The sequence below is a fragment of the Streptomyces sp. NPDC048392 genome, from assembly GCF_043200575.1.
In the GTDB taxonomy this organism is placed as follows: domain Bacteria; phylum Actinomycetota; class Actinomycetes; order Streptomycetales; family Streptomycetaceae; genus Streptomyces.
Genome location: NZ_JBICYB010000013.1, coordinates 58,107 through 80,673, shown reverse-complemented (window position 1 = coordinate 80,673; position 22,567 = coordinate 58,107). Strand labels below are relative to the sequence as shown.

General features: G+C 71.0%; 20 protein-coding genes. 12 read left to right on the top strand and 8 right to left on the bottom strand.

Going from position 1 to position 22,567, the window contains the following annotated elements:
• Positions 1 to 76: 76 nt before the first annotated feature.
• Both ACGFYH_RS19225 and ACGFYH_RS19220 read right to left on the bottom strand, forming a co-directional pair.
• Positions 77 to 1,861 carry an ABC transporter ATP-binding protein gene (locus ACGFYH_RS19225; protein ID WP_393804322.1) on the bottom strand — a complete coding sequence of 595 codons (1,785 nt, stop codon included), beginning with the start codon at positions 1,859 to 1,861 and terminating at the stop codon, positions 77 to 79.
• On the bottom strand, positions 1,858 to 3,645 hold the full coding sequence (locus tag ACGFYH_RS19220) for an ABC transporter ATP-binding protein (RefSeq protein ID WP_393804321.1): 1,788 nt from the start codon (positions 3,643 to 3,645) through the stop codon (positions 1,858 to 1,860). The genes ACGFYH_RS19225 and ACGFYH_RS19220 overlap by 4 nt, the downstream gene beginning before the upstream one ends.
• Positions 3,646 to 3,720: 75 nt before the next feature.
• Between ACGFYH_RS19220 and ACGFYH_RS19215 the strand changes: the two genes are divergently transcribed.
• From ACGFYH_RS19215 to ACGFYH_RS19185, 7 genes are all read left to right on the top strand, one after another.
• Positions 3,721 to 4,389 carry a TetR/AcrR family transcriptional regulator gene (locus ACGFYH_RS19215; protein ID WP_393804320.1) on the top strand — a complete coding sequence of 223 codons (669 nt, stop codon included), beginning with the start codon at positions 3,721 to 3,723 and terminating at the stop codon, positions 4,387 to 4,389.
• Positions 4,390 to 6,241: 1,852 nt separating this feature from the next.
• Positions 6,242 to 8,401, top strand: a complete 2,160-nt coding sequence (locus ACGFYH_RS19210) for a HelD family protein (protein WP_393804319.1) — start codon at positions 6,242 to 6,244, stop codon at positions 8,399 to 8,401.
• 866 nt (positions 8,402 to 9,267) lie between these two features.
• Positions 9,268 to 10,017: a hypothetical protein gene (locus ACGFYH_RS19205; protein WP_393804318.1), complete on the top strand. Its 750-nt coding sequence runs from the start codon at positions 9,268 to 9,270 to the stop codon at positions 10,015 to 10,017.
• A 425-nt stretch (positions 10,018 to 10,442) separates the two neighbouring features.
• A complete protein-coding gene (locus tag ACGFYH_RS19200) occupies positions 10,443 to 10,649 on the top strand; it encodes a hypothetical protein (protein WP_393804317.1) in 207 nt (68 codons plus the stop codon).
• Between the two features lie 20 nt (positions 10,650 to 10,669).
• Positions 10,670 to 10,909, top strand: coding sequence for a hypothetical protein (locus tag ACGFYH_RS19195; protein WP_393804316.1), 240 nt, complete (start codon positions 10,670 to 10,672; stop codon positions 10,907 to 10,909).
• Positions 10,910 to 10,957: 48 nt separating this feature from the next.
• Complete coding sequence (locus ACGFYH_RS19190; RefSeq protein ID WP_393804315.1) at positions 10,958 to 11,176, top strand: hypothetical protein; 219 nt, start codon at positions 10,958 to 10,960, stop codon at positions 11,174 to 11,176.
• 188 nt (positions 11,177 to 11,364) lie between these two features.
• Positions 11,365 to 12,108 carry a CmcI family methyltransferase gene (locus ACGFYH_RS19185; RefSeq protein ID WP_393804314.1) on the top strand — a complete coding sequence of 248 codons (744 nt, stop codon included), beginning with the start codon at positions 11,365 to 11,367 and terminating at the stop codon, positions 12,106 to 12,108.
• A gap of 175 nt (positions 12,109 to 12,283) precedes the next feature.
• Here the strand turns inward: ACGFYH_RS19185 and ACGFYH_RS19180 are convergent, their stop codons facing one another.
• Both ACGFYH_RS19180 and ACGFYH_RS19175 read right to left on the bottom strand, forming a co-directional pair.
• On the bottom strand, positions 12,284 to 12,448 hold the full coding sequence (locus ACGFYH_RS19180; protein ID WP_393804313.1) for a hypothetical protein: 165 nt from the start codon (positions 12,446 to 12,448) through the stop codon (positions 12,284 to 12,286).
• Between the two features lie 243 nt (positions 12,449 to 12,691).
• Positions 12,692 to 13,717 (bottom strand): 6-phosphofructokinase, encoded by a 1,026-nt coding sequence (locus tag ACGFYH_RS19175; RefSeq protein ID WP_393804312.1) that lies wholly within the window; start codon positions 13,715 to 13,717, stop codon positions 12,692 to 12,694.
• A 227-nt stretch (positions 13,718 to 13,944) separates the two neighbouring features.
• Between ACGFYH_RS19175 and ACGFYH_RS19170 the strand changes: the two genes are divergently transcribed.
• Positions 13,945 to 14,394: a MerR family transcriptional regulator gene (locus ACGFYH_RS19170; RefSeq protein ID WP_393804311.1), complete on the top strand. Its 450-nt coding sequence runs from the start codon at positions 13,945 to 13,947 to the stop codon at positions 14,392 to 14,394.
• 328 nt (positions 14,395 to 14,722) lie between these two features.
• On the opposite strand, the gene ACGFYH_RS19165 is transcribed toward ACGFYH_RS19170, so the two are convergent.
• Positions 14,723 to 15,118: a MerR family transcriptional regulator gene (locus tag ACGFYH_RS19165; protein ID WP_393804310.1), complete on the bottom strand. Its 396-nt coding sequence runs from the start codon at positions 15,116 to 15,118 to the stop codon at positions 14,723 to 14,725.
• A 403-nt stretch (positions 15,119 to 15,521) separates the two neighbouring features.
• On the opposite strand from ACGFYH_RS19165, the gene ACGFYH_RS19160 reads away from it, so the two are divergent.
• Both ACGFYH_RS19160 and ACGFYH_RS19155 read left to right on the top strand, forming a co-directional pair.
• Positions 15,522 to 17,024, top strand: a complete 1,503-nt coding sequence (locus ACGFYH_RS19160; protein ID WP_393804309.1) for a SulP family inorganic anion transporter — start codon at positions 15,522 to 15,524, stop codon at positions 17,022 to 17,024.
• 206 nt (positions 17,025 to 17,230) lie between these two features.
• Positions 17,231 to 18,559 carry a class I SAM-dependent methyltransferase gene (locus ACGFYH_RS19155; RefSeq protein WP_393804308.1) on the top strand — a complete coding sequence of 443 codons (1,329 nt, stop codon included), beginning with the start codon at positions 17,231 to 17,233 and terminating at the stop codon, positions 18,557 to 18,559.
• A 173-nt stretch (positions 18,560 to 18,732) separates the two neighbouring features.
• On the opposite strand, the gene ACGFYH_RS19150 is transcribed toward ACGFYH_RS19155, so the two are convergent.
• Genes ACGFYH_RS19150 through ACGFYH_RS19140 form a run of 3 tightly spaced genes read right to left on the bottom strand, consistent with a single transcriptional unit; the run spans position 18,733 to position 20,305 of the window.
• Complete coding sequence (locus ACGFYH_RS19150) at positions 18,733 to 19,359, bottom strand: YigZ family protein (RefSeq protein WP_393804307.1); 627 nt, start codon at positions 19,357 to 19,359, stop codon at positions 18,733 to 18,735.
• Between the two features lie 17 nt (positions 19,360 to 19,376).
• The gene (locus ACGFYH_RS19145) at positions 19,377 to 19,592 is read right to left on the bottom strand and encodes a hypothetical protein (RefSeq protein ID WP_393804306.1); all 216 of its coding nucleotides are present in this window, start codon (positions 19,590 to 19,592) and stop codon (positions 19,377 to 19,379) included.
• Positions 19,589 to 20,305 (bottom strand): hypothetical protein, encoded by a 717-nt coding sequence (locus ACGFYH_RS19140; protein ID WP_393804305.1) that lies wholly within the window; start codon positions 20,303 to 20,305, stop codon positions 19,589 to 19,591. Before ACGFYH_RS19140 ends, ACGFYH_RS19145 begins: the two co-directional genes overlap by 4 nt.
• Before the next feature lie 151 nt (positions 20,306 to 20,456).
• Between ACGFYH_RS19140 and ACGFYH_RS19135 the strand changes: the two genes are divergently transcribed.
• Together ACGFYH_RS19135 and ACGFYH_RS19130 are read left to right on the top strand one after the other, a co-directional pair.
• Positions 20,457 to 20,864 (top strand): CoA-binding protein, encoded by a 408-nt coding sequence (locus tag ACGFYH_RS19135; protein WP_393804304.1) that lies wholly within the window; start codon positions 20,457 to 20,459, stop codon positions 20,862 to 20,864.
• A gap of 476 nt (positions 20,865 to 21,340) precedes the next feature.
• Positions 21,341 to 22,564 (top strand): 4-hydroxybenzoate 3-monooxygenase, encoded by a 1,224-nt coding sequence (locus ACGFYH_RS19130; RefSeq protein ID WP_393804303.1) that lies wholly within the window; start codon positions 21,341 to 21,343, stop codon positions 22,562 to 22,564.
• The last annotated feature ends 3 nt before the right edge of the window (positions 22,565 to 22,567 follow it).

The following is a 22,567-nucleotide window of genomic DNA, read 5'->3' as shown; positions in this document are numbered from 1 at the left end:
CTGACCTCGCGCCGCGATCCCACATCAACCGGCACACCAGTGGAAAGGTCCGACTCCGCACCAGAGGTCGGCTCTGTCACCGGGTGGCCGTGCCGGAGGTGATTTGGGCCGAGTACAGGCGGGCGTACGCCCCGTCCAGAGCCATCAGGGTCTTGTGGCTGCCGTGCTCGACGATGCGTCCTGCGTCCATTACGAGGATCTCGTCGGCGTCGCGGATCGTGGACAGGCGGTGGGCGATGACGAAGCTGGTGCGTCCCTCGCGGAGGGCGGCGGTGGCCTGCTGGACGAGGAGTTCCGTGCGGGTGTCCACCGCGCTCGTCGCCTCGTCGAGGATGAGGATGGACGGCTCGGTCAGGAACGCGCGGGCGATGGTGAGCAGTTGCCGCTCTCCGGCGCTGAGTCCGCCGCCTTCCTCGTCGAGCCGCATGTCGTAGCCCTCGGGCAGGGTGCGGACGAACCCGTCGGCGCGGGCGGCCCGGGCGGCTGCCACCACCTGCTCACGGGAGGCGTCGGGTCTTCCGTAGGCGATGTTGTCGGCGATGGTGCCGCCGAAGAGCCAGGTGTCCTGCAGCACCATGCCCATGCTGCCGCGGAGTTCGCCGCGAGGGAGACGGGTGATGTCGGTGCCGTCGACGACGATGCGGCCGCTCGCGGGTTCGTAGAAGCGCATCAGCAGGTTGACGAGGGTGGTCTTCCCGGAACCGGTGGGGCCGACGATCGCCACCGTCCGGCCCGGTTCGACGGTCAACGACAGGTCCTCGATCAGCGGTTCGTCCTCGCGGTAGCGGAACGACACCCCCTGGAAGACGACGCGTCCCTTGATGGGCCCGGTCTGCGGGGCGTCCGCCGTGTCGGGTTCTTCCTCCTCGGCGTCGAGGAGCTCGAAGACACGCTCGGCGGAGGCTGCCGCGGACTGCACCTGCCCGGTGAGTGAGGCGATGGTGCCCGTGGTCTGGCCGAACTGCAGGACGTACTGGAAGAACGCCTGGATGTCCCCGACGGACAGCGCGCCGGAGGCCACGCGCAGTCCGCCGAGGACTGCCACGAACACGTAGGTGATGTTGGACAGGAGGGTCAGGGTGGGCGCGACGAGGCCCGAGATCAGTTGCGCTTTGATGCCGGCGGCGCGCAGGGCGGCGTTGTGCGCGGTGAAGGTGCGCAATGCCTCGGCGCGGTGGTCGAAGGCGGTCACGAGTTCGTGGCCGGTGTACATCTCCTCGACGTGGCCGCTGAGTTCGCCGGTGGCCGCCCACTGCCGGGCGTACTGCGGCCGGGCGTGCCGGGCGACGGCCTTTGCGGCCCAGAGGGTCGTCGGCGCCGTCACCAGGAGGATGGCGGTCAGCGGGAGCGAGATGCGCAGCATCATCGTCACCGTGCCGACGAGGAGCAGCAGCGAGCCGAGGGCCCGGGCGAACACCTGCTGCATGGTCTGGGTGAGGTTGTCGATGTCGTTGGTGGCTCTGGAGAGCACTTCACCGCGCGGGCGGGTGTCGAAGTAGCGCAGCGGCAGCCGGGAGAGCTTGGTGTCGGCCCGTTCCCGCAGGCGGAACGCCATCCGCTGTACCGCGGCGGCGATCAGACGGCCCTGGGTGACCTGGCATCCCCAGGCCGCCGCGGCGAGCGCCCCGGCGATCACCAGGACGTCGCGCAGCGCGCCGGCGTCGACGCCGCCCTCGCCGACGCCGTCCACGATCAGGTCGGTGGCCCGGCCGAGCAGGGCCGGGACGGTGACCGTCATGGCGGTGGTGAGGGCGGCGAGTGCGAGTACGGCGTACATGCGGGTCCGGTCCGCGCGCAGCCCGCCGAGGACTCGGCGCGCAGTGGCGCGCGGACGGACGGGACGGTGTGGCGGGGTTGTCACGTCGCCTCCTGGAGGGTGCGCTGCGATTCGGCGATCTCGGCGTAGACGGGGCTGTGGGTCAGTAGTTCCTCGTGGGTGCCGAAGGCTTCGACACGACCGTCGTCGAGTACCGCGATGCGGTCGGCGGAGCGGATGGTGGAGACCCGTTGGGACACGATGACCTGGGTGGCGTCGCCGATCTCGTCGGCCAGGGCGGCGCGCAGGGCGGCGTCTGTCGCGTTGTCCAGTGCGGAGAAGGCGTCGTCGAAGAGATAGACGCGTGGCCTGGCGACCAGCGTCCGGGCGATGGCCAGACGCTGACGCTGGCCGCCGGAGAAGGTGCCTCCGCCCTGGCCGACGGCCGTGTGCAACCCGTCCGGCAGGGCCGCGACGAAGTCTCCTGCCTGAGCGACCCGCAGTGCGTGCCAGAGCTCGTCCTCGTCCGCCTCGGGATCGCCGTAGCGGAGGTTGGAGGCGATCGTGCCGGAGAACAGGTAGGCACGCTGAGGGACGAGCCCCACCGTGGCGGCCAGGGTGCGCCGGTCCATGCTCCGTACGTCGACGCCGTCGACGGACACCGACCCGCTGTCGGCGTCCAGCAGCCGGGCCGCGAGGTTGATGAGCGTCGACTTGCCGCCACCGGTGGAGCCGGTGACCGCCGTCGTCCGGCCGGGCAGGGCGACCAGGTCGAGGCCGCGCAGGACGGGCCGCTCGGCACCAGGGTGCCGGAAGGTGACGTGGTCCAGTTCCAGGCGGCCCCGCGCGGGCGCGGGCCGGGACGGCACGGGGGGTTCGGTGAGGCCGGGCTCGGTGGCGAGCACCTCGCCGATGCGGCCGGCGCAGACCTTCGCGCGCGGAGCGCTCATGAACACCCCCATGGCCATCATCACGGCCGTGAGGATCAGCGCCAGGTAGTTCAGGAACGCCACCAGCGAGCCCAGTTGAAGGCTGCCGTCGCCCACCCGCCAGGCGCCCACGGCGACCACCGCGATGGAGGCGAGCTGCGAGATCAGCCCGGTCGAGGCGCCGAAGAACGCCTGCAGCCGCCCCACCCGCACGGCGACCGCCGCCAGCTCGGCGTTGGCCGCTTCGAACCGACGCTGTTCATGCGCGTCCCGGACGAAGGCTCGGATGACGCGCATGCCGATGATCTGCTCGCGCATGACCCGGTTCACGGCGTCGATGCGCCGCTGCATCGCCCGCGAGGGCGGAACCAACCGGGTGATGAGGAACCCGATCACCGTCACCATGACGGGGACGGCCACCAGGAGCACCGCGGACAGGGGCACATCCTGCCGCATGGCGAGGGCGATGCCGCCCACGCCCATGAAGGGGGCGGTCACCAGAAGTGTCAGCGCCATGAAGACCAGGGTCTGGACCTGCTGCACGTCGTTGGTGGTCCGGGTGAGCAGAGACGGCGCACCGAAGCGACCGACCTCCCGGGTGGTGAAGCGCTGTACGTGAGTGAACACCGCGCTTCGCAGGTCGGCGCCCAAGTTCATCGCGACCCGGGCACCGAGGTACACGGCGCACGCGGAGCACGCCGCCTGGACCGCGGCGATGGCGAGCATGATCCCGCCGCGCCCGACGATGAAGCCGGTGTCCTGAGCGACGATGCCGCGATCGACGATGTCGGCCGTCAGCGTCGGTAACAGAAGCAGTGCCAGGGACTGGAGGAGTTGGAGCAGGCAGGCGGCTGCGATGAGCCCGCCGTAGGGGCGCAGGCGGCCGCGCAGAAGCGGGAGCAGCGCGGATGGGGTCGCCTCGGCGGCTGGGGGTGAGCCGGGACGGTGTGGTGTCGGCATGCCTCGACCGTACAAGAAAGTACACTCGGTGAATATATACACCCGGTTTCTAATTTCCCCCGGTACAGTGGCGGCATGGACCAGCCCGTGAGCCTGCGTGAACGCAAGAAGGACCAAACGCGGCGGCTGCTGATGAGGACAGCTCTCGAGCTCTTCGAGCGGCGGGGGTTCGACCGGGTCTCGGTCGCCGAGGTCGCCGCGGCCTCCTCGGTTTCCAAGAAGACGGTGTTCAACTACTTCGCCTGCAAGGAGGACCTCGTCCTGGGGGCGGGCAAGCACCACATCGACGAGCCGGCGCGCGCGGTCCGCGAACGGCGGGCGGGGCAGACCCCGCACGATGCGGTGCGGGAGTACCTGCTGACCGCCCTTGCCGAACGCCAGCCCATGACCGGCCTGAGCGCGTCCCCGTACGTCCGACGCCTGCAGAGACTCATCGCCGACACGCCGGCACTCACCGCGCGCAACCTGCACTACCAGCAGGAGAGCCGCGGCCTGCTGGCCGAAGCGCTGGCCGAGGAGGGCGCCTCCGAGGTGTCCGCGGCACTGATCGCGGCGCAGATACTGGCGGTCCAGGAGGTTCTGGCCGCTCAGAACGCTCGCCGTGTCCTCGCCGGAGAGTCCCCCGACTCGGTGTACGCCGACGCGGTGACGGCCACGGAGCATGCCTTCCACCTGCTGGAGCGGGGCCTCGGCGACCTGCTGCGCCGCTCCGCCGCGACCACCACGTACGCCGATAGCGACTGACGGCGGGCGTTCGCAACCGCCGGGGCGCCCTATGCGCGCGCGGCACGCCGTCCCGGTCTCGACGGCCTCCGGCCAGGCGGACGCCACGCCGCTTCGGCGTACCCCAGTGGGTGACGAGGCGGCGCGAGTGCCCTCTGCCGTGCGCCTTGCCGAGGAGGTGCCGACGTCCCGAGGCCAAGGGGCACGGGCGGGTGTCCGGCCTCGGGACGTGCGGCCGCGGCGCCGGGTCGCACGGGGATACGGGTCCCGGTCCGCGAGGCAGCGCGTCACCGGTCTCTTTCGCGGCGCTGCCCGTCTCAGCATACCCTCACGCGACGTCAAGGATGGACGATATGGCGATGAACGCGACCCGGGCTGTCGCACTGGTGGCGTGCGAGACCTTACCCCGCCTGGAGAACTCGACCTTTACGTAAGGGTGTTGATTCACTGGTCAACCTCCCCGACCCGGTGAGCGGCGCCGCACCGCGATGCCGCTCGGGCCGACTGGCGTGTCGGTGCCGTCCACCCGGCATCCGCCGGCCGACTGTCACGGCCGAGTCGTTCGCCGGCGCGGATGGAGCGGCCACGGTCGTGCCTGCATGGAGGGAGGGGGACCCGGAGTGCCGCGCCGAGGGCTCCTGTGCGGTGGCCTGGGGCACACCGCAAACCCTGCCTGCGCGGCAGGGCTGGAATCCGATGCTCTCGCGCTGACGCCGCCTATGCGCCTCTTGACTCCTGCGTTAGGTTAGGGATGACGGCCAGGAGTTGTTCGTCGGTCCCGCCTCGGGCCACAGAGGCGGGGCGGCGGGCTCGCACCAGGAGGCCGCCACCGGCCGCGGCCCGCGAGACCGCTGCGCTTTCCTGTCATGCAGGTTTCGCGGCCCGGCATGACTGGGCCTTACGCGCCGCCCGCCTGCTCCGTCCGAGTGCGTGAGGGGCCGCGTTCAGTCTTCGCCCGCCCCCAGCCGCACGACCAGGACGGTCACCGCGCGAGGCCGGGCGCGAGCGACGCCGACGGGCCGCCCGCCGTGCGACCGGCTCGCCCAGCCATCACCTCCGGCGGCGCGGTTCTCACCGAGGCCGGCGGGTGCGATGGTGACCACAACCGGCGCCTGCGAATCGATCCGCCGGTCCCGTCGGCGGTCCCGCCGCGCCGGCCCGTGCGCGCCCCTCCTGCGGCGCGGCCGATGATTGCCCGAACCCACCGCAGGACATGCCGACTGCCCGGCGAGCCCCAACGCTCCCGACAAGACCCGGCTCAACCTCGACAAGCCCCCGACCCGTGCCCGTATCCTTCCCTGACGTGAAGGTTCCCGTGCAGGAGCCGACCCGCCCTTGCAGGTACACCCCTCTCATGGGTGCGATGTGCGCGTACGACTTGCCTTTCAACTCTTACCTTCCGTTAGAGTAGTGCCGCTTGCCGACGCTGTCGGCCTGCTTTCGAATGCCGTTCCCGGGCCGTGGCGGAAGTTGCGCCGGCCGCTGCTCGGGGACGGCGCCGGAGTCGCTCCGCGCGGGTGCGGCGGCCGATCTTCACGCCGTAGCCGGTCAGGAGTGTGAGTTCGGAACCGCAGCCCGCCGGCCCGGGTGCGCGTGCGCCACCGGCCCCCGCGGACGGCGAGCCCGTCCGCCACGAAACTCCGCGCGGCCATCACGGGTGCCCCTTCCTCCTCGCCCGTATGGACGGCGGTGGACTGCTGCGCGACGGGCGTGACCGTGGCGCACCGAGGGCCGCGTGTACGCGCAGGGGTGCTCGACCGCGAGGCGGAGCTCGTTCTGGTGATGTCCCCCACTGCCTGCTTTGCCTCGGCCGTATACCCTACTCTAACGTGAAAGTAGATCCGACACGGACACATGTGAACCGGAGACGACCTTGACGGACCTGCAGACGCGAGACGAAGAGAAAGAGCGGCGGTACCTGGCCGAGACGGTGCGTCTGCTGGAGCGGGAGCTGGAGCGGCTCGGTGCCTCCATCGAGCGGACCGCCAAGGAGATCCGGGAGCACAAGGAGTTCATGTGGGAGAACTGGCGCGACATGGACTTCGCCGAGAAGGCAGCCATGCGCACCGAGGTCAACACCTCGGTGGGTGTGGGGGACGGTGTCGTGACGGTGCGCCGGCATGTGGAGCGGCTGCTGGAATCGCCCTACTTCGGGCGCGTCGACTTCCGCAGAACTGATGACAAGGAGGCGAGGAGTCACTACATCGGCGTCCACGACTTCTCGGACCCTGAGACCCAGGAGATCGTGATCCACGACTGGCGGGCGCCCGTCTCCAGTCTCTACTACGACTTCGAGTCGGGTGCCGCGTACTTCGAAGCCCCCACCGGCACCGTCCACGGGACGATCACGGGCAAGCGCCAGTACAAGGTCGTGGGCGACCACCTTGAGTACATGTTCGACAGCACCTTGACCATCGGCGACGAGGTGCTGCAGCGAGAGCTGAGCCAGTCCGCCGACGACCGGATGAAGAACATCGTCGCGACGATCCAGCGCGAGCAGAACGAGGTGATCCGCAACGAGACGGCGAAGGTGCTGATCCTCCAGGGCGTCGCGGGCTCCGGGAAGACGTCCATCGCCCTGCACCGGGTGGCGTTCCTGCTCTACCGCTTCAAGGACTCCCTGTCGTCCGACAACGTCATGATCCTTTCCCCCAACAAGGTCTTCGGCGACTACATCGCAGGCGTCCTTCCCGAACTGGGAGAGGAACAGATCGCGGAGATCGACTTCGAGCGGATCGCCGACCGGTTCCTCGCCAGGGTCACGGAGTTCGAGACCTTCAGCGAACAGGTGGTCAAGCTGCTCGACCGGCCGGACGACGCGGCGGCCGAGCGGATGCGTTTCAAGGCGACACCCGAGTTCGTCACGTTGCTGGACGAGTGGCTCGCCGTGCGCGGGGACGAGGACTTCACCCCGCGGCAGATCGAGCAGAGGAACAAACGACTGCCGGAGGACTGGGTCGCGGACGCCTTCGCGGCCTCGCGGGGCCTGCCCGTCTTCACCCGCCTTGACCTGCTCGCCGAGAGCGCCGCGAGCCGGCTGCGGCAGGACGTGCTGGACAAGGGCGGCAAGTGGTCGGCGGCGGACAGCAACGGCATCCGCAGGCAGGTGCGCGCCATGTTCCCCTATAAGGACGCGTTCGCCCTGTACAAGGCCTTTTACCAGGAGCCGGAGCGCAAGGGTCTCTACAAGCCGCTGGGCCGCAAGAAGATCGAGTACGCGGACGTCTTCCCGCTGGTCTACACCATGATCAAGACATCCCGGCAGGAGGGGTACGGCCGCATCCGGCACCTCCTGGTGGACGAGATGCAGGACTACGCGCCCGTGCAGTACGCGGTGCTGCGCGCGCTGTTCTCCTGCAAGATGACGATCCTCGGCGACGCCAACCAGTCCGTGAACCCGCTCAGTTCCTCGTCCCTGCCGGTGATCCGCGACATCTTCCCCGAGGCGGACTGCCTGGAGCTGTGCAAGAGCTACCGGTCCACGTACGAGATCACGGACTTCGCACAGCGCGTCTCACACAACGACAAGCTCGTCCCGGTCGAGCGGCACGGGCTGCCGCCGCGGATCGTCACCGCCGTGGACCGCGAGACGCAGGAGACGGACATCCTGGCGCTGGTGGAGCGGCACCGCAAGAGCGAGTACCGCTCCCTCGGCATCGTGTGCAAGACCGTCGCACAGGCCCAGGAGCTGTACCGGGTCCTGTCGGCGGCGGGCGTCGAGTTGACCTTCCTCGACTACGAGAGCACGGAGTTCAGCGCCGGCACGGTCATCACCTCGGCGCACATCGCGAAGGGACTGGAGTTCGACACCGTGATCGTCCCGGACGTGGACGGCACGAACTACGCCAACGCCATGGACAAGGGCATGCTCTACATCGCCTGCACGAGGGCCATGCACGAACTCCACCTGACCCACGTCGGACGCCTCTCGCCCTTCCTGGAGTTCGCCACGGAAATCGAAAGCCCCTTCGGCGGCGGCGCCAACGGGGATGAGGTTCCGGATCAGGCGGCTCCCGTTGCGCGAGTGAGCTGACCCGGCATCCGGCAATCCGCCCCGGCGGTGACCAGCACTCCTCTTTCGAGGAGTCGCCGTCCAGCGCTGCGGGACCGGAGACGGACCGCCGGTCCGGCGTGGGCGCGCTCGGGGTGCGGGACGGTATCGGTGCCGCTGGGGCGACAGGCGCGGTAGCGTGTGGGAAGCGTCGCGTGCCGGTGGCAGACCGTGTCAGGCATGGAGGCGCCGGATCGAAGGAGACCGACGATGTACGCGTCGCACCCTCCGCTCTCGCGTGACTGAGCGCGAGACGACCAGGCTCGTCGCCTGGAGCCAGGAACTCAGCCGGGTGCACCACCGACTACGGCAAGCGCTGACCGTGACCCGCGACTCCTTCGCGGACGGCACCCCCGGTGAGGCAGCCACCCGTGAACTGCTGCTGTACTGCTACGGCTTCTGTACCGCTCTCGGCAGTGGCCAGGCGACGGACGTCGGGGCAGGCGAGACGCCCCAGGATCACCGAGCTGGGCCGGACGGTGACCCCTGCCTTGCAGCTGGAGGACCGGCCGGGGCCACCGCGGTCGGCCGGAGGTGTCCCATGCCGCGACCGACCCTCGCGACCCTACCCGAACGTGAGGATGTGCGGCACCACTCCCAGGTGAAGCGACGCTTCACAGCAATACGACTCTCGCGTTAGGTTAGAGTCGCACGCACGGTCCCGGATGCCTTCCGCGCCCCGCTGCGAAGTGCGGCCGCGACAACGCCGCCCTCCGGGGCGGCCCTGCGCCGCCGTCCGCGCGGACGCGCTCCGTTCGCCGGGCGGGCTTTGGATCCCGGACGGGTGGGCTCCTGGCGACGCTGTCGACGTGTCGAACCGGTGTGCCCCGAGCGAGCAAGGAGTCCGCATGCTGCCCCGCCAGTCCTCTTCCGGCACGGAGACCAGGACCGACCCCGAGGAGGAACGCTTTGTGACGGCTGCCGCCCGGGTCGCCAGGACCCTGCCCGCCGAGCGGCCCGTGCTCGGCGTCCTGCGCGGCTTCAGCCGCGTCGACCGCGACCGCGCCCGCACGCTGCGCGGCAGGCTCGCCGAACGGGGGGTACTCACCGCCGACCTGAGCCTGGTGCCCGACGCGGGCGACCGCGACCCCGGGCGCGCCGCGGCCCCGCACCCCCGCGTGGACGTCCTGCTGTACGCCGGCGGGCCCCAGCCCGAGCACGCCATGAAGGCAGCGGCCCTCTGGCGCCTGCCGCTGCTCATCGAGCAGCAGGCCGAAGGGCGGGACGAGGCAACGAACAGCTCCGGCGAACACCGCCGGGCAGTGCTGGGCATCGATCTGCCCGGCGGCGCCTTCGACATCGCGGCGCGCGAAGCGGTGCTCGTTTCGCTGCAGCCACAGCCCGGCAGGGTGCGCCTCATCCTGGACAACGAGAAGATCAACGCACCAGGGGATCAGCCCTTCCGCGTCGCCCTGACGGGCGGGGGCCTGCTCGAGGCCAGCGGTGACGCTTTCGGGTCCAGGCGAGTGCGGCGCGTGCGCTTCGAGCGGGCCTGGGGCGCCTACCGGCTGGACATCGACGGCACTCCCGCCCACGACGTCCACGCCCCACTGCGCATGCAGACGCTGCCGGGCCGCCTGCACCTGCTGCACCCGTGAGGGAGCACCCCCGGTGGACGGTCGGGTGGACACCCCGCTTCCGGGGCAGCATTGGCTTCGAACCTCCGTACCGCGGGGGCTCCGGACCCGCGAGTCCGCGCTTCACCACCCCTCAAAGGCGCCGCCTGTCCGTCAGCACACCCTCACCTGGCGTCAACGATGGGAGCGCCTGCCATCACGTACACCCTTGGCCTTGACCGATCACTCCTGGGCTCTTGCCAACCAACTCTTCCCTTGCGTTAGAGTAGTGTTGCCGGCCGACGCAGTTCGGTCTGCTTCCAAGCCGTCCCCAGGCGGTGTCCGCTCCGTTGTCTCGGTCGCCGCCTGGGGACGGAGCCGGAGCCGCCCGTCCGGGCTGCCCCGACCGGTGCAGTCCTGCCGCAGGGCACAGCCGCGCTGACGTATCCCACACCTTGGGGAGAGCCATGACCGCAGAGGTCACCCGTATCGAGATCGCCGACCAACTGGAGGGACTGTTCGCGAACGGCGCCGTGAGCAAGCACGACATGCTCATCGCCGCCGCCGGCGCCCGTCCGGAGGTCCTCGAAGTCCTGTCGGTGTTGCCGGACCGCCGCTACACCGAACTCCGCCAGGTCTGGGAGGACCTGCCGCGCGTTCCTGTCGGCTCCTGAAAGGCAAGGAGGGAACAACCATGGCCCTGTTCATGCTCCAGCTCGCCAGCGGCGAGGACGCGGTCATCGAGGCGGACGCCGCAGGACGTACGGCTGCGGGAGAGATCGTGCTCGAATGCACCGAACAGTTCGGGCCCGCGGTCCGGCTGAAGACGTACCCGGTCGAGGCGGTGGCCGCAGTTTTCCGGCAGGCTCCCCTCGACGGCGGCGGCTACGGGTGGCTTCCCCAGCCGACGACCGGCACCTGGTGGTGCTACTGACACCCCGCACGTCGATGGGAGGACCTGATGGGCATTTTCCTGCTCGAAATGACTGACGGCAGCGAGCTGATCCTCACTGCCTCACGGGCCAGCCGCACGGAGGCCGGCGACGTGGCTTTCGAGGACGTCGACGCCTGCGGAAACTGGTCGCAGTGCCGCGCTGTCCGCGGTACTCACGTCAAGACGGCCTACGCGCGGCGTATCGGTGAGGACGGCGTGGCACGCTGGGTGCCCCAGCTGTCCGCGGGCCGCTGGTGGGCGTACTGAACAGTCTCCGCGGTCCGTCCCTCCCCGACTTCCTTCCCAGAGCCGCGTCACTGCCCTCGTGCCCCCACACACGAGCAGCCCGCAGGGGCGGCCGCCCCGGCCTCGCCCGCCGCTGCCGGCGCCCACGGCCGGACCACACGTCCCGGGGTTCCTTTTGGCTCCCCCTACCCCTAAGCGGAACAGGCCCTGTGAACGAGCGACGACGAAGCAGCCTGGACGGCAAGCCCGACAGGCAGCTCCCGCCACCAGTGCGGGCCCTGCCCGAAGGAAGGCTTCTGCAGTACTGGAAAGAACGCGAACGCCAGCACCTGCGCGACGTCTATGCCGGACTGCGCATCAAGAAGTTCCCCGAGGACCTGCGCGTGCTCGAACATCTTCTGTGGAGCTCCCGCAGTCAGGTGGTCATCGAGCTGGGGACGCATCTGGGCGGTTCCGCGCTGTGGTTCCGCGACCGCCTACGCACTCTCGCCGCGTACGGCCGCGTGCCCGAGGCCATCCGGGTCGTCACCGTCGACATCACCCAGGACCGGGCCCGGTCTCTCCTACAGGACGCAGACCCCCATTTCGACAAGGACATCACCCTCGTCGAGGGAGACATCACCGACCCCGGCATCACCGAAGCCGTCACCCGGCACATTCCTGCCGATGCCCGGTGTCTGGTCGTCGAGGACACCGCCCATACGTACACCACCACCTATGCAGCCCTGCGGCACTTCTCCTCACTCGTCGCCACCAACGGCTACTTCCTCGTCGAGGACGGAATCGTCGACATCGCGCAGCTCTCTCCTCCCGGCATGCCCGGAGGTGTGGTACCGGCCGTCCGCGACTGGCTCGCCACGGAGCAGGGGCGCCGTTTCCACGTACGCCGCGACCTCGAGCTGTACGGCATCACCTGCCACCCAAGCGGCTGGCTCCAGCGCGTCCACCCCTGACCCACGCCGCCGCAACAGGGGCCGGACCCGTGACACAGCCCGAGTACGGGGCGACTCCGAGTACGGGGCCGCCGTCTCACGCTTCGACGTGGCGGGAGCCTGCCGAGGTGGCTCACCGACCGACCGGCTGCCCGCCCGCCGGACGAGAGCCGCCCCGACCTGGCGGGCACGCCGGTCACGATGAGGGCAGGGACAGCGAGCGGCTCAGGCGGTAGCGCCCGCCGCCGATGAACCGTACGCCGGGTGTGCCGGACGTGATCGCGTGGGTGTCGTCGTGGTCCCCGGCCCCGCCGGCCCTCTGGTGCGCCTCGGCGCTGGTCCACACGGTGCGGAGGAGCACCCGCGTGCCCGTCGGCGCTCAGCAGGAAGTGCGCCGAGACCACTCCGGGCGGTCCGCCGTTCCGGGCCGAGCTGATCACGGCGGTGCCGGCGCGTGCGACGTCGGGGAAGGGGGCTGGTCAACACGGTCTCCCCGAAGGGCGGACGGACGGGTGCCGACGATGACGAGGCGACAGGGGCGGGAGCGGACAACTGCCGCACCGAGCCCCAGGGCAGGTGCCGGGCACGTGGCCGGAGGCTTATGTCACACCACGCATCCGGTTTCGGTGTACCGCTCCGGCGGCACGGTTTTCAGCGTCTCCACTGCCTCCGCAAGCGGAACCATCACCATGCCGGTGCCGTGCAGCGCGGTCATCATCCCGAACTCGCCCCGGTGCACGGCCTCCACGGCGTGCCATCCGAACCGGGTGGCCAGCACCCGGTCGTACGCGGTCGGCGTGCCGCCGCGCTGGACGTGACCGAGGATGACGGGGCGTGCTTCCTTGCCGAGCCGCTCCTCCAGCTCGATCGAGAGCTGGCGCGCGATCCCGGCGAAGCGCTCGTGGCCGTAGACGTCCTTGCCGCCCTCGTCGAAGTCCATGGTGCCGGACTTCGGCTTGGCACCCTCCGCGGCCACCACGATCGCGAACCGCTTGCCCGCCGAGAAACGCGCGCCGACCTTGGCGGCCAACTCGCCGATGTCAAAGGGCCTTTCGGGTACGACGATGGCGTGGGCACCGGCGGCCATGCCCGAGTGCAGGGCGATCCAGCCCGTGTGCCGGCCCATGACCTCGACGACCAGCACCCGCTGGTGGGACTCGGCGGTGGTCTTCAGCCGGTCCAGGGCCTCGGTGGCCACGGTGACGGCCGTGTCGAAACCGAAGGTGACGTCCGTGGCAGCGATGTCGTTGTCGATCGTCTTGGGCACGCCCACGATCGGCAGGCCGTTGTCGGACAGCAGCCGGGCCGCCTTCAGCGTGCCCTCGCCGCCGATCGGGATGATCGCGTCGAGCCCGAGCTCCTCGACGTGACGCCGGGCGCGCTCGACGCCGTCCCGCAGCTGCTCGGGACGGACCCGGGAAGAGCCGAGGATGGTGCCGCCGCGCGCGAGGATGCCGCCGACGGCGTCGAGGTCGAGCTTGAGGTAGTCGCACTCCAACAGGCCCTTCCAGCCGTCCCGGAAGCCGATGACCTCGTTGCCGTGGTCGACGACGGCACGGTGCACGACGGACCGGATGACGGCGTTCAGGCCGGGGCAGTCGCCGCCGGACGTGAGGACACCCATGCGCATGGCGTTCGGACTCCTGGAAGCAGGGCCGGGCGGCTGACGGCAGGTCGGCCCTCGCCCGTTGGCGGTCGGGGGCGGCGCCACCCCTCGGGGGAAAGGAGGCGGCGCCGCTTGACGACGACGGCGGCCTGTCGGAACCACCCTCGTAGCAACGACTGCCAATCTACCCTAACGTGACGGTAGATTTGAAGCGGCAAGAGGACCGGGCAGGCGACGCGAGGCGGTGGGTCGTGACAGGGCTGATGCAGATCGGCGAGGTGTCCGAGCGTACGGGTCTGTCCCTGCGGACGATCCGCCACTATGAGAATGTCGGTGTCGTCACTCCCAGCGAGCGCAGCGAAGGCGGCTTCCGCCTCTACACCGAGGCCGAGGTGCGCCGGCTGGCGCTGGCCCGGCGCATGCGGCCCCTGGGCCTGTGCCTGGAGGACGTGCGAGGCGTGCTGGACCTGCTGGAGCAGCTTCCCTCCAGCGGATCACCGCTGCCGGAAAGCGACAGCGAGGCGCACGAGGAACTGGTGACACGGTTGCGCGAGTACTGGGTCGAAGCCGACACACGGTGCGACGATCTGCGTCGGGAACTGGGGCAGGCGGAGGAATTCGCCCGCTCCCTGCACGACCACCTGGCCCGGGTCGTGAGCGCTGCCACGGCAGCCGGCGGGAATACGGAGACCGCGCGATGAGCGCGGGCGGCGACTGGGCGGCGTCCGAGGCGGCCAGGCGGCGGACGTTCGCGGTGATCAGGGGCGGGGCGCCCGCTCGCTCTGCCCTGCGCGAAGCGGAACGGGAGCCGCCGGGCGGATGCGGGAAACGTGGGCGCCGTGGCCGCCGCCCCGGAGGGAACCGCGTGCGACTCAACCTCCTGGGCGGCATCCGTCGACGGGCGGACGGTGCCGGGGTCGGCCGACGCCCTCGGCCGACCCCGGGTTGCCCTCTGCGTGGCCACCCGGTCACACGAGCGGCCCCGGAGGTGTGGAGCGGGAAGGCGGCACGAGGGCCGGAGAGACGCGGTCAATCTCTCACGGGAAGCCTGCGGCGCAGCGTGGCGGCGAAGTCCTCGGCCATTTCCAGACGCACTCGCAGCGTCTCGCACCGGGCGTCGACGACCTGGCGAAAGGAGTCCAGGCGCTCCCGCAGACGCTCGGCGTCTTCCCCCGTCTCGCCGGCCGCGCCGAACCTGTCGATGAGGTCGAGCAGCTCCCGAGTCTCCTCCAGGGAGAAGTCCAGGGGCTTCATCCGGCGGATCACCATGAGGCGTTCGACGTCGGCCTCCGTGTAGAGGCGGAACCCGCCCTTGCTGCGGGCGGAGGGGACCGCGATACCCACTTCCTCGTAGTGGCGGATCGTGCGGAGTGACAGGCCGGTCCGTTCGGCCACCTCGCCGATCTGCATCTGCCGGTCAGTCATCGCCGCACCCTCATTCCCAGCTCTTCCGCCGCATTTCGAACATGTCAAGTGCTCCAGCGTACGCGGGGCGCATCCCATGATCCCAGGGGTTGTTTACCTGCATTTCATAAGCCACAACTCGCACCTTGCCCTCACGTTAGGGTAGAGTCGTTGACGAGGGCGCCCGCGCTGTAAACGTTGGCACGGGCGGTCCCGCCGGAACGCGGGCCCCGACCGGGCACCTCCGGCACCCCAGGACTTTTGGGCAATGACGCCCGACCGGCCGCCGTCGCGGCGGCCACCCCAACCGGCAGGGCCCCCGTCGAGGCCGGGCCGCCGGGGATTCCGCCCCCTGGTGCGGAGTCGAGTACGAAAGCGCGCGTGCGTCCGGCGTGGATGCGTGCGCCCGAACAGAAACGGTTGCATGTCTTCACCGCTGTCCCAAGCCCCCAAGCTGCGCATGTCCAAGCCCGACTGGCTCGCCTCCCCCAAGGTCTTCCGCACCGAGGTGCTGGCCGGCCTCGTCGTGGCCCTGGCCCTGATCCCTGAGGCCATCTCCTTCTCGATCATCGCGGGTGTCGACCCGGCCGTCGGGCTGTTCGCCTCGTTCACCATGGCCGTGGTGATCTCGATCGTGGGCGGCCGCAAGGCCATGATCTCCGCTGCCACCGGTGCGATGGCGCTGGTCATCGCACCACTGAACCACGAGTACGGGCTCGGCTACATGATCGCCGCCGTCATCCTCGGCGGACTCATCCAGATCGTCCTCGGCGCGCTGGGCGTGGCCAAGCTGATGCGCTTCGTCCCCCGGTCGGTGATGGTCGGTTTCGTCAACGCCCTGGCCGTCCTGATCTTCATGGCGCAGGTCCCGGAGATGCGGGACGTGCCGTGGGCCGTCTACCCGCTGATCATCGGCGGCCTGGCCCTCATGGTGTTCTTCCCGAAGATCACCACGGTCGTCCCGGCTCCCCTGGTGTCCATCGTCATCCTCACCGTGATCACGGTCGCGGCCGGTATCGCGGTGCCGAACGTCGGTGACAAGGGCGACCTGCCCTCGTCCCTGCCGGTGCCCGGCCTGCCGGACGTGCCCTTCACGATGGACAGCCTCATCACCATCGCGCCGTACGCCTTCGCCTTCGCGCTGGTCGGCCTGATGGAGTCGCTGATGACCGCCAAGCTCGTGGACGACATCACCGACACGCACTCCAACAAGACCCGCGAGTCCCTCGCCCAGGGCATCGCCAACGTCATCACCGGATTCTTCGGCGGCATGGGCGGCTGCGCCATGATCGGCCAGACGATGATCAACGTGAAGACGTCCGGCGCCCGCACCCGGCTGTCGACCTTCCTCTCCGGTGTCTTCCTCCTCGTGCTCGTGGTGGTCTTCGGCCCGGTCGTCTCCACCATTCCGATGGCCGCGCTGGTCGCCGTGATGATCCTGGTCGCGTTCGGCACCTTCGACTGGCACTCCGTCCAGCCCAAGACGCTCAAGCGCATGCCGGTCGGCGAGACCGTGGTCATGGCCGTCACCGTCGCCTGCGTGGTGACCACCCACAACCTCGCCATCGGCGTGGTCGTCGGCTGCATCACCGCCATGGTCATCTTCGCCAAGCGCGTCGCCCACCTCGCCGAGGTCTCCGGCGTGGTCGACCCCGACGGCAACCAGGTCGTCTACGCGGTCACCGGCGAACTGTTCTTCGCCTCCTCCAATGACCTCGTCTACCAGTTCGACTACAAGGGCGACCCCGACGACGTCGTCATAGACCTGTCCGACGCCCACATCTGGGACGCCTCCTCGGTGGCCGCCCTGGACGCGATCGAGACCAAATACGGCGAGCGTGGCAAGAAGGTCACCATCATCGGCCTCAACAAGGCCAGCGCCGAAATGCACGACAAGCTCGCCGGCCAGCTCGCCGGCAGCCACTGAGACCGGCCGCCCCTGCCCGCCGACCACGGACCGCGGGCAGGGGCGGCCTTCGGCGCGCGGACCGGGCCGGGGCCAAGCCCTGACCGCTTCCCGGCCCGGTCCGCGTTCCAGCCGCCCCGCCACAGAGCAGGGCGGCGCCGGACTGCCCGCCGCAGCCCCCCTCTCGTGCACGTGGCGAGAGCTGTGACCACCCAGGAGGACGGATCATGACTGACGCAGCCGGACGGCTGGCAGAGATGGCGAAGCAGGCGCTGGGCAGGCCGCTGCCGCTACGGCTGCGGGCCTGGGACGGCAGCGAGGCCGGTCCCGCCACCGGGCCCGCCCTCGTCATCCGCAACCGCCGCGCACTGCACCGACTGGCATGGAAACCCGGCGAACTGGGCCTCGCCCGGGCCTGGGTGGCCGGGGACATCGACCTCGAAGGCGACCTGTACGAGGGCCTGGCCAAGCTCTCCGGCCTCATCTGGGACCGCGGGGAACCCGAAACCCGGCGCCAGCCCCTCCGGCGTGCGCTCACCGCAGTGCGCGACCCGCGCAACCTGCGCCTCGCCGCCGACTTCCTCGCCCTGGCCGGCCCCGCCCTGCCGCCGACGCCGCCACGCGAGGAAGCCGTCTCGCACAGCGGTCCACTGCACAGCCTGCGCCGCGACCGCGACGCCATCAGCCACCACTACGATGTCGGCAACGACTTCTACTCCGTGGTCCTGGGCCCCTCCATGGTCTACTCATGCGCCTACTGGGAGGACCCGGAGGGCACACTCGAAGACGCCCAGCGCGCCAAGCTCGACCTGATCTGCCGCAAGCTCGGCCTGCGCCCCGGCCGGCGCCTCCTCGACGTGGGATGCGGCTGGGGATCGATGGTCCTCCACGCCGTCGAGCACTACGGAGTCGAAGCGGTCGGCGTCACCATCTCCGAAGAACAAGCCGAACTCGCCCGCAAGCGCCTCGCCGAGGCCGGGCACACCGACCGGGCCGAGATCCGCGTGCAGGACTACCGCGAGATCGACGACGGCTCCTACGACGCCATCTCCTCCATCGGCATGGCCGAGCACGTCGGATCCACGCAGTACCGCGCCTACGCCCAGACCCTCCACTCCCTCCTCAAGCCCGGCGGCAGGCTCCTCAACCACCAGATCGCCCGCCGCCCGCTCAAGGACGAGGACGCCTACCGGATCGACGAGTTCATCGACCGCTACGTCTTCCCCGACGGCGAACTCGCACCCGTCGGCACCACCACGGCCCTGCTCGAGGACGCCGGATTCGAAGTACGCGACGTGGAAGCCCTGCGCGAGCACTACGCGCTCACCCTGCGCGCCTGGGTGTCCAACCTGGAGAAGCACTGGTCCCAGGCCACGCGGCTCACCACCGCCGGCCGCGCCAGGGTCTGGCGCCTCTACATGGCCGCGTCGGCCCTCGCCTTCGAGCAGAACAACATCGGCGTCAACCAGATCCTCGCCGTACGCACCGTCGCGGGCGGCAACGCGAAGATGCCACGCACCCGGGGCCACTGGCTGTACAGCACCGCCACCGACTGACCGGGCCGGGCAGCGGGGCCGGCCCGACTCCTTCGCCGGCCGCGCCCACCCGTACCGGGCGGAGGGCCTTCAGCGCGTGGACCGCCACGCGAGCCCTTCAACAGGCCCAGGTGGACGCGGCCTTTCACGCCCGGATGTTCGGCTTGTCACCTCACGCCCGGATGTCCGGCTTGTCACGCGTCTCCGTATGCCTCTCCGCCCAGTTCGAACCCGGCCGACCCCGCGGTGGCGTCCGCGAGCCAGGAGCGGAAGGTGTCCACATCGGCCTCCGGCAGGCCGACCTCGATGGTGACGCCCTCGGCGTACCGCACGTCGCGCACCGCGCGGCCCGCGGTGCGCAGGTCGTTCTGGAGCCTGCCGGCCCGCTGGTGGTCGACGGTCACCGTGGCGAGGCGGAACCGGCGGCGGGTGAGTGTGCCGATGTCGTCCAGGGCCTCGCCTACGGCGCCGCCGTAGGCGCGGACGAGGCCGCCCGCGCCGAGCTTGACGCCGCCGTAGTAGCGGGTGACGACGGCGACGACGTACCGCATGTCACGGCGCAGCAGCATCTGGAGCATCGGTGCACCGGCGGTGCCGCCCGGCTCGCCGTCGTCACTCGCCTTCTGGACGGCGGCGTCGGCGCCGATGACGTAGGCCCAGCAGTTGTGGCTGGCGTCCGCGTGCTTCTCGCGTACGCCCGCGACGAATGCCCGGGCGTCCTGCTCGGTGGCGGCCGGGGCGAGGGCGCACAGGAAGCGCGAGCGGTTGATCTCGGTCGCGTGCACACCCTCGCGGGCGACCGTGCGGTACTCGTCCTGCATCCGGCCAGCCTATGCGCTCACCGCGACCCGCCCCTCGGCACGGTCACGGCGGTGAGCAGGGCCGCGCCGGGGGCGAGGGCCCGCCAGGTGGCGCCGCGCCACGCCAGCACGGCGATCGCCGAGGTCGGGTACCTCACCCGCATCCGGTCGAGCGCGTCGTCCAGGTCGTCACCGGCCAGTGCGAGGACCAGCTCCTCCAGGCCGGGGTTGTGGGATCCCGGCCGCGCTATCACGCCGGGGCCCCGAGGTCCCTGGTGAGGTGGAGGCCGAGGAACCGGTCGGCGTACGCGCAGATCTCGAACCGGGCACCGTCCGGAAGGTCCGGGTCGGTCTCCACCCGGCGCAGCACTCGCAGCACCCCGGGGGCGTCCAGGTCGTCCTCCCAGGCGGCCCGCAGGCGGTCGCGCACGTCGCCCGGGACCGGACGTGAGGGCTGCCGCGCCCAGTCGGCGACCGCGCGGCGCCAGCGGGCGAGGGTGTCCCGGGCCTCCTCCAGCGCGGTGGCGTCGAGCTCCACGCGCGCGTGGTGGTGCCGTTCCAGCAGGGCGAGGCGCACGGCGTCGGGATCGGCGAGGTCGGGTTCGGCCGGGTGTACGGAGGCGACGGCGATCGTCGTCCCGTCCGGGGCGGCCGTGCCCTGGCGCACGACGCGGACGCTCTGTCCGGTGCCCGGGCCCGAGCCGAAGGCGGCGCCGTCCTCGAAGGGCCGGATGCCGAGGGCCTCCGCGTCCTCCCGCAGCCGGTCCGGCTCCTCAGCGCCGGTCAGCACCGCCCAGGCGGGCGTGCCGTCGAGTTCCAGGGCCCGCACCAGGAGGTCCGCGACGAGCAGCACGCGCAGTGCGGTGATGCCGCTCCCCGGCGCGTGCGCCTCGACACGGGTCGGTGCCCGTCGGGCGGGGGCGGCGAGGGCGGGTTCTCCGGTCCGGGTGTCGTTGATGCGCAGCACGAGGCGAGCGTAGGCGGGGGGACGCGCTGACGCACAGGGGCGCGCTCGCCCGCAGCGTCACCGCCGCACGGGAATCCCGGCATGCAGCCGCCCGTTGTCCTTTCCGGGAGGCCCGGCCCGCGGGCCCTCCGGGAGCGCTGGGAGGCCGCCGGTGTACGGCGACGAGGCAACCGTCCGCAAGATCCTCACCGAGCTGGGCGACACCTGGGCCGTGGTGGGCCTGTCGGCCAACCGGCAGCGCGCGGCGTACGGCGTCGCCGACGTGCTCCAGCGCTTCGGCAAGCGCGTGGTGCCGGTGCATCCCAAGGCGGAGACGGTGCACGGCGAGCAGGGGTACGCCTCGCTCGCGGACATCCCGTTCGACGTGGACGTCGTCGACGTCTTCGTCAACAGCGACCTGGCCGGACCGGTCGCCGACGAGGCGGTCGCCAAGGGTGCCGGGGCCGTCTGGTTCCAGCTCGGCGTGGTCGACGAGGCGGCGTACGGGCGGACCCGGGCCGCGGGCCTGGAGATGGTCATGGACCGCTGCCCGGCGATCGAGATCCCGCGACTGGGCTGATCGTGCCGGGGCTCACCGGCCGGCGGCCGGGCCGGACCCGACGACCACCATGCGGCCCGGTCGGGCGGTGGGCCGGGGACGTAGCCGGTCGTCCTCGTCCCAGGTCTCGCCCGTCCGCCCCGGGGAGCAGGCCCACCACCGTCCGGCACGCCGGCCGCGTGTCCGGCCGGGATGTCCGCCCCGCCGGCCAGTACCACCACGCCGTCCGGCGCAGGGCGTGACCGGAGCGTTCCGGCGAAGCCGGTGCCCAGGACCGTCCCTCCGCCGCCCGCCGGTGGGCTCGCCCCGTCCCGGCGCGGGGAGTGCGCGACCCGGCCGCCGCGTCGCACGGCGCCCGGGTCCCCCGATCTGCCGGCGGCAGGAGCAGTCATCGGGGGCAGCGTGACTTCGCCGTCCGGCACCCGCCACGTGCCTTCGCGGGCACAGGGCCGCCGCGGCCGTTCCCGTGGGCCGCGCACCGCCCACATAATGTCGGCGTGACAGCGCCCTCCCCACACCCCAACTCCGGTTCGCCCCGACGTTGTCCGGCCGTCGTGGTGGGCGCCGGCCCGGCCGGTCTCACCGTCGGCAACATCCTGCGGGCCGCGGGCGTCGACTGCCTGGTCCTGGAGACCGAGACCCGTGCGTTCATCGAGCGGCGGCCGCGGGCCGGGGTCATCGAGGAGTGGGCCGTACGCGGGCTGGAGCGGCGCGGACTTGCACGGACGCTGCTGGAGCGGGCGCAGACGCACACCGAGTGCGAGTTCCGCTTCGCCGGAGAGCGGTACCGCTTCGGGTACACGGAGCTGACCGGGCGTCACCATTTCGTCTATCCACAGCAGTTCCTGGTGACGGACCTGGTCCGTGAGTACGCGGACGTACGGGGCGGGGAGATCCGGTTCGGGGTGCGGGACGTGCGCCTGCACGAGCCGGAGTCCGACCGCCCTTCGGTGTCGTACCTGGACCCCGGTTCCGGTGAGCGCCGGGTCGTGGAGGCCGACTTCGTCGCGGGCTGCGACGGTGCGCGCGGCGTCACGCGGGCGGCGCTGGTTCCCGAGCGGTCCCGTCTCGCGCGGCACGACTACGGTGTGGGCTGGCTGGCACTGCTCGCCGAGGCACCGCCGTCCTCGGACTGCGTCGTCTTCGGCATGCACCCGCGCGGGTTCGCCGGGCACATGCCGCGCAGCCCGGACGTCACCCGCTACTACCTCCAGTGTCCGCCGGGCGACGACCCGGAGAACTGGCCGCACGAGCGGGTCTGGACCGAGCTGCGGGAGCGGCTGGGCGCGGCCGGCGCACCGCCGCTCAAGGAGGGCCGGCTGATCGAACGGCGTGTCCTGGACATGCACAGCTATGTCGTCGAGCCCATGGCCCGCGGGCGGCTCTTCCTGGCCGGGGACGCGGCGCACCTGACCGCGCCCATCGCCGCCAAGGGCCTGAACCTCGCCCTGCACGACGCCTTCCTGCTCGGTGACGGACTGGTCGCGTCCCTCACGAAGGGGGACGGCTCCGGGCTGTCCGGCTACTCGGCCACGTGCCTCGCGCGGGTCTGGGACTACCAGGAGTTCTCCCAGTGGCTCGGGGAGATGTACCACGGCACGGCGTCGGGCGATCCGTACCGCGCGGGTGCCGCGCTGGCGCGGTTGCGCCGGCTGTCCGACTCCCCGGTCGCGGCGGCGGAGTTCGCGGAGCGGTACCTGGGCGCGAGGACCACCGGCTGAGGA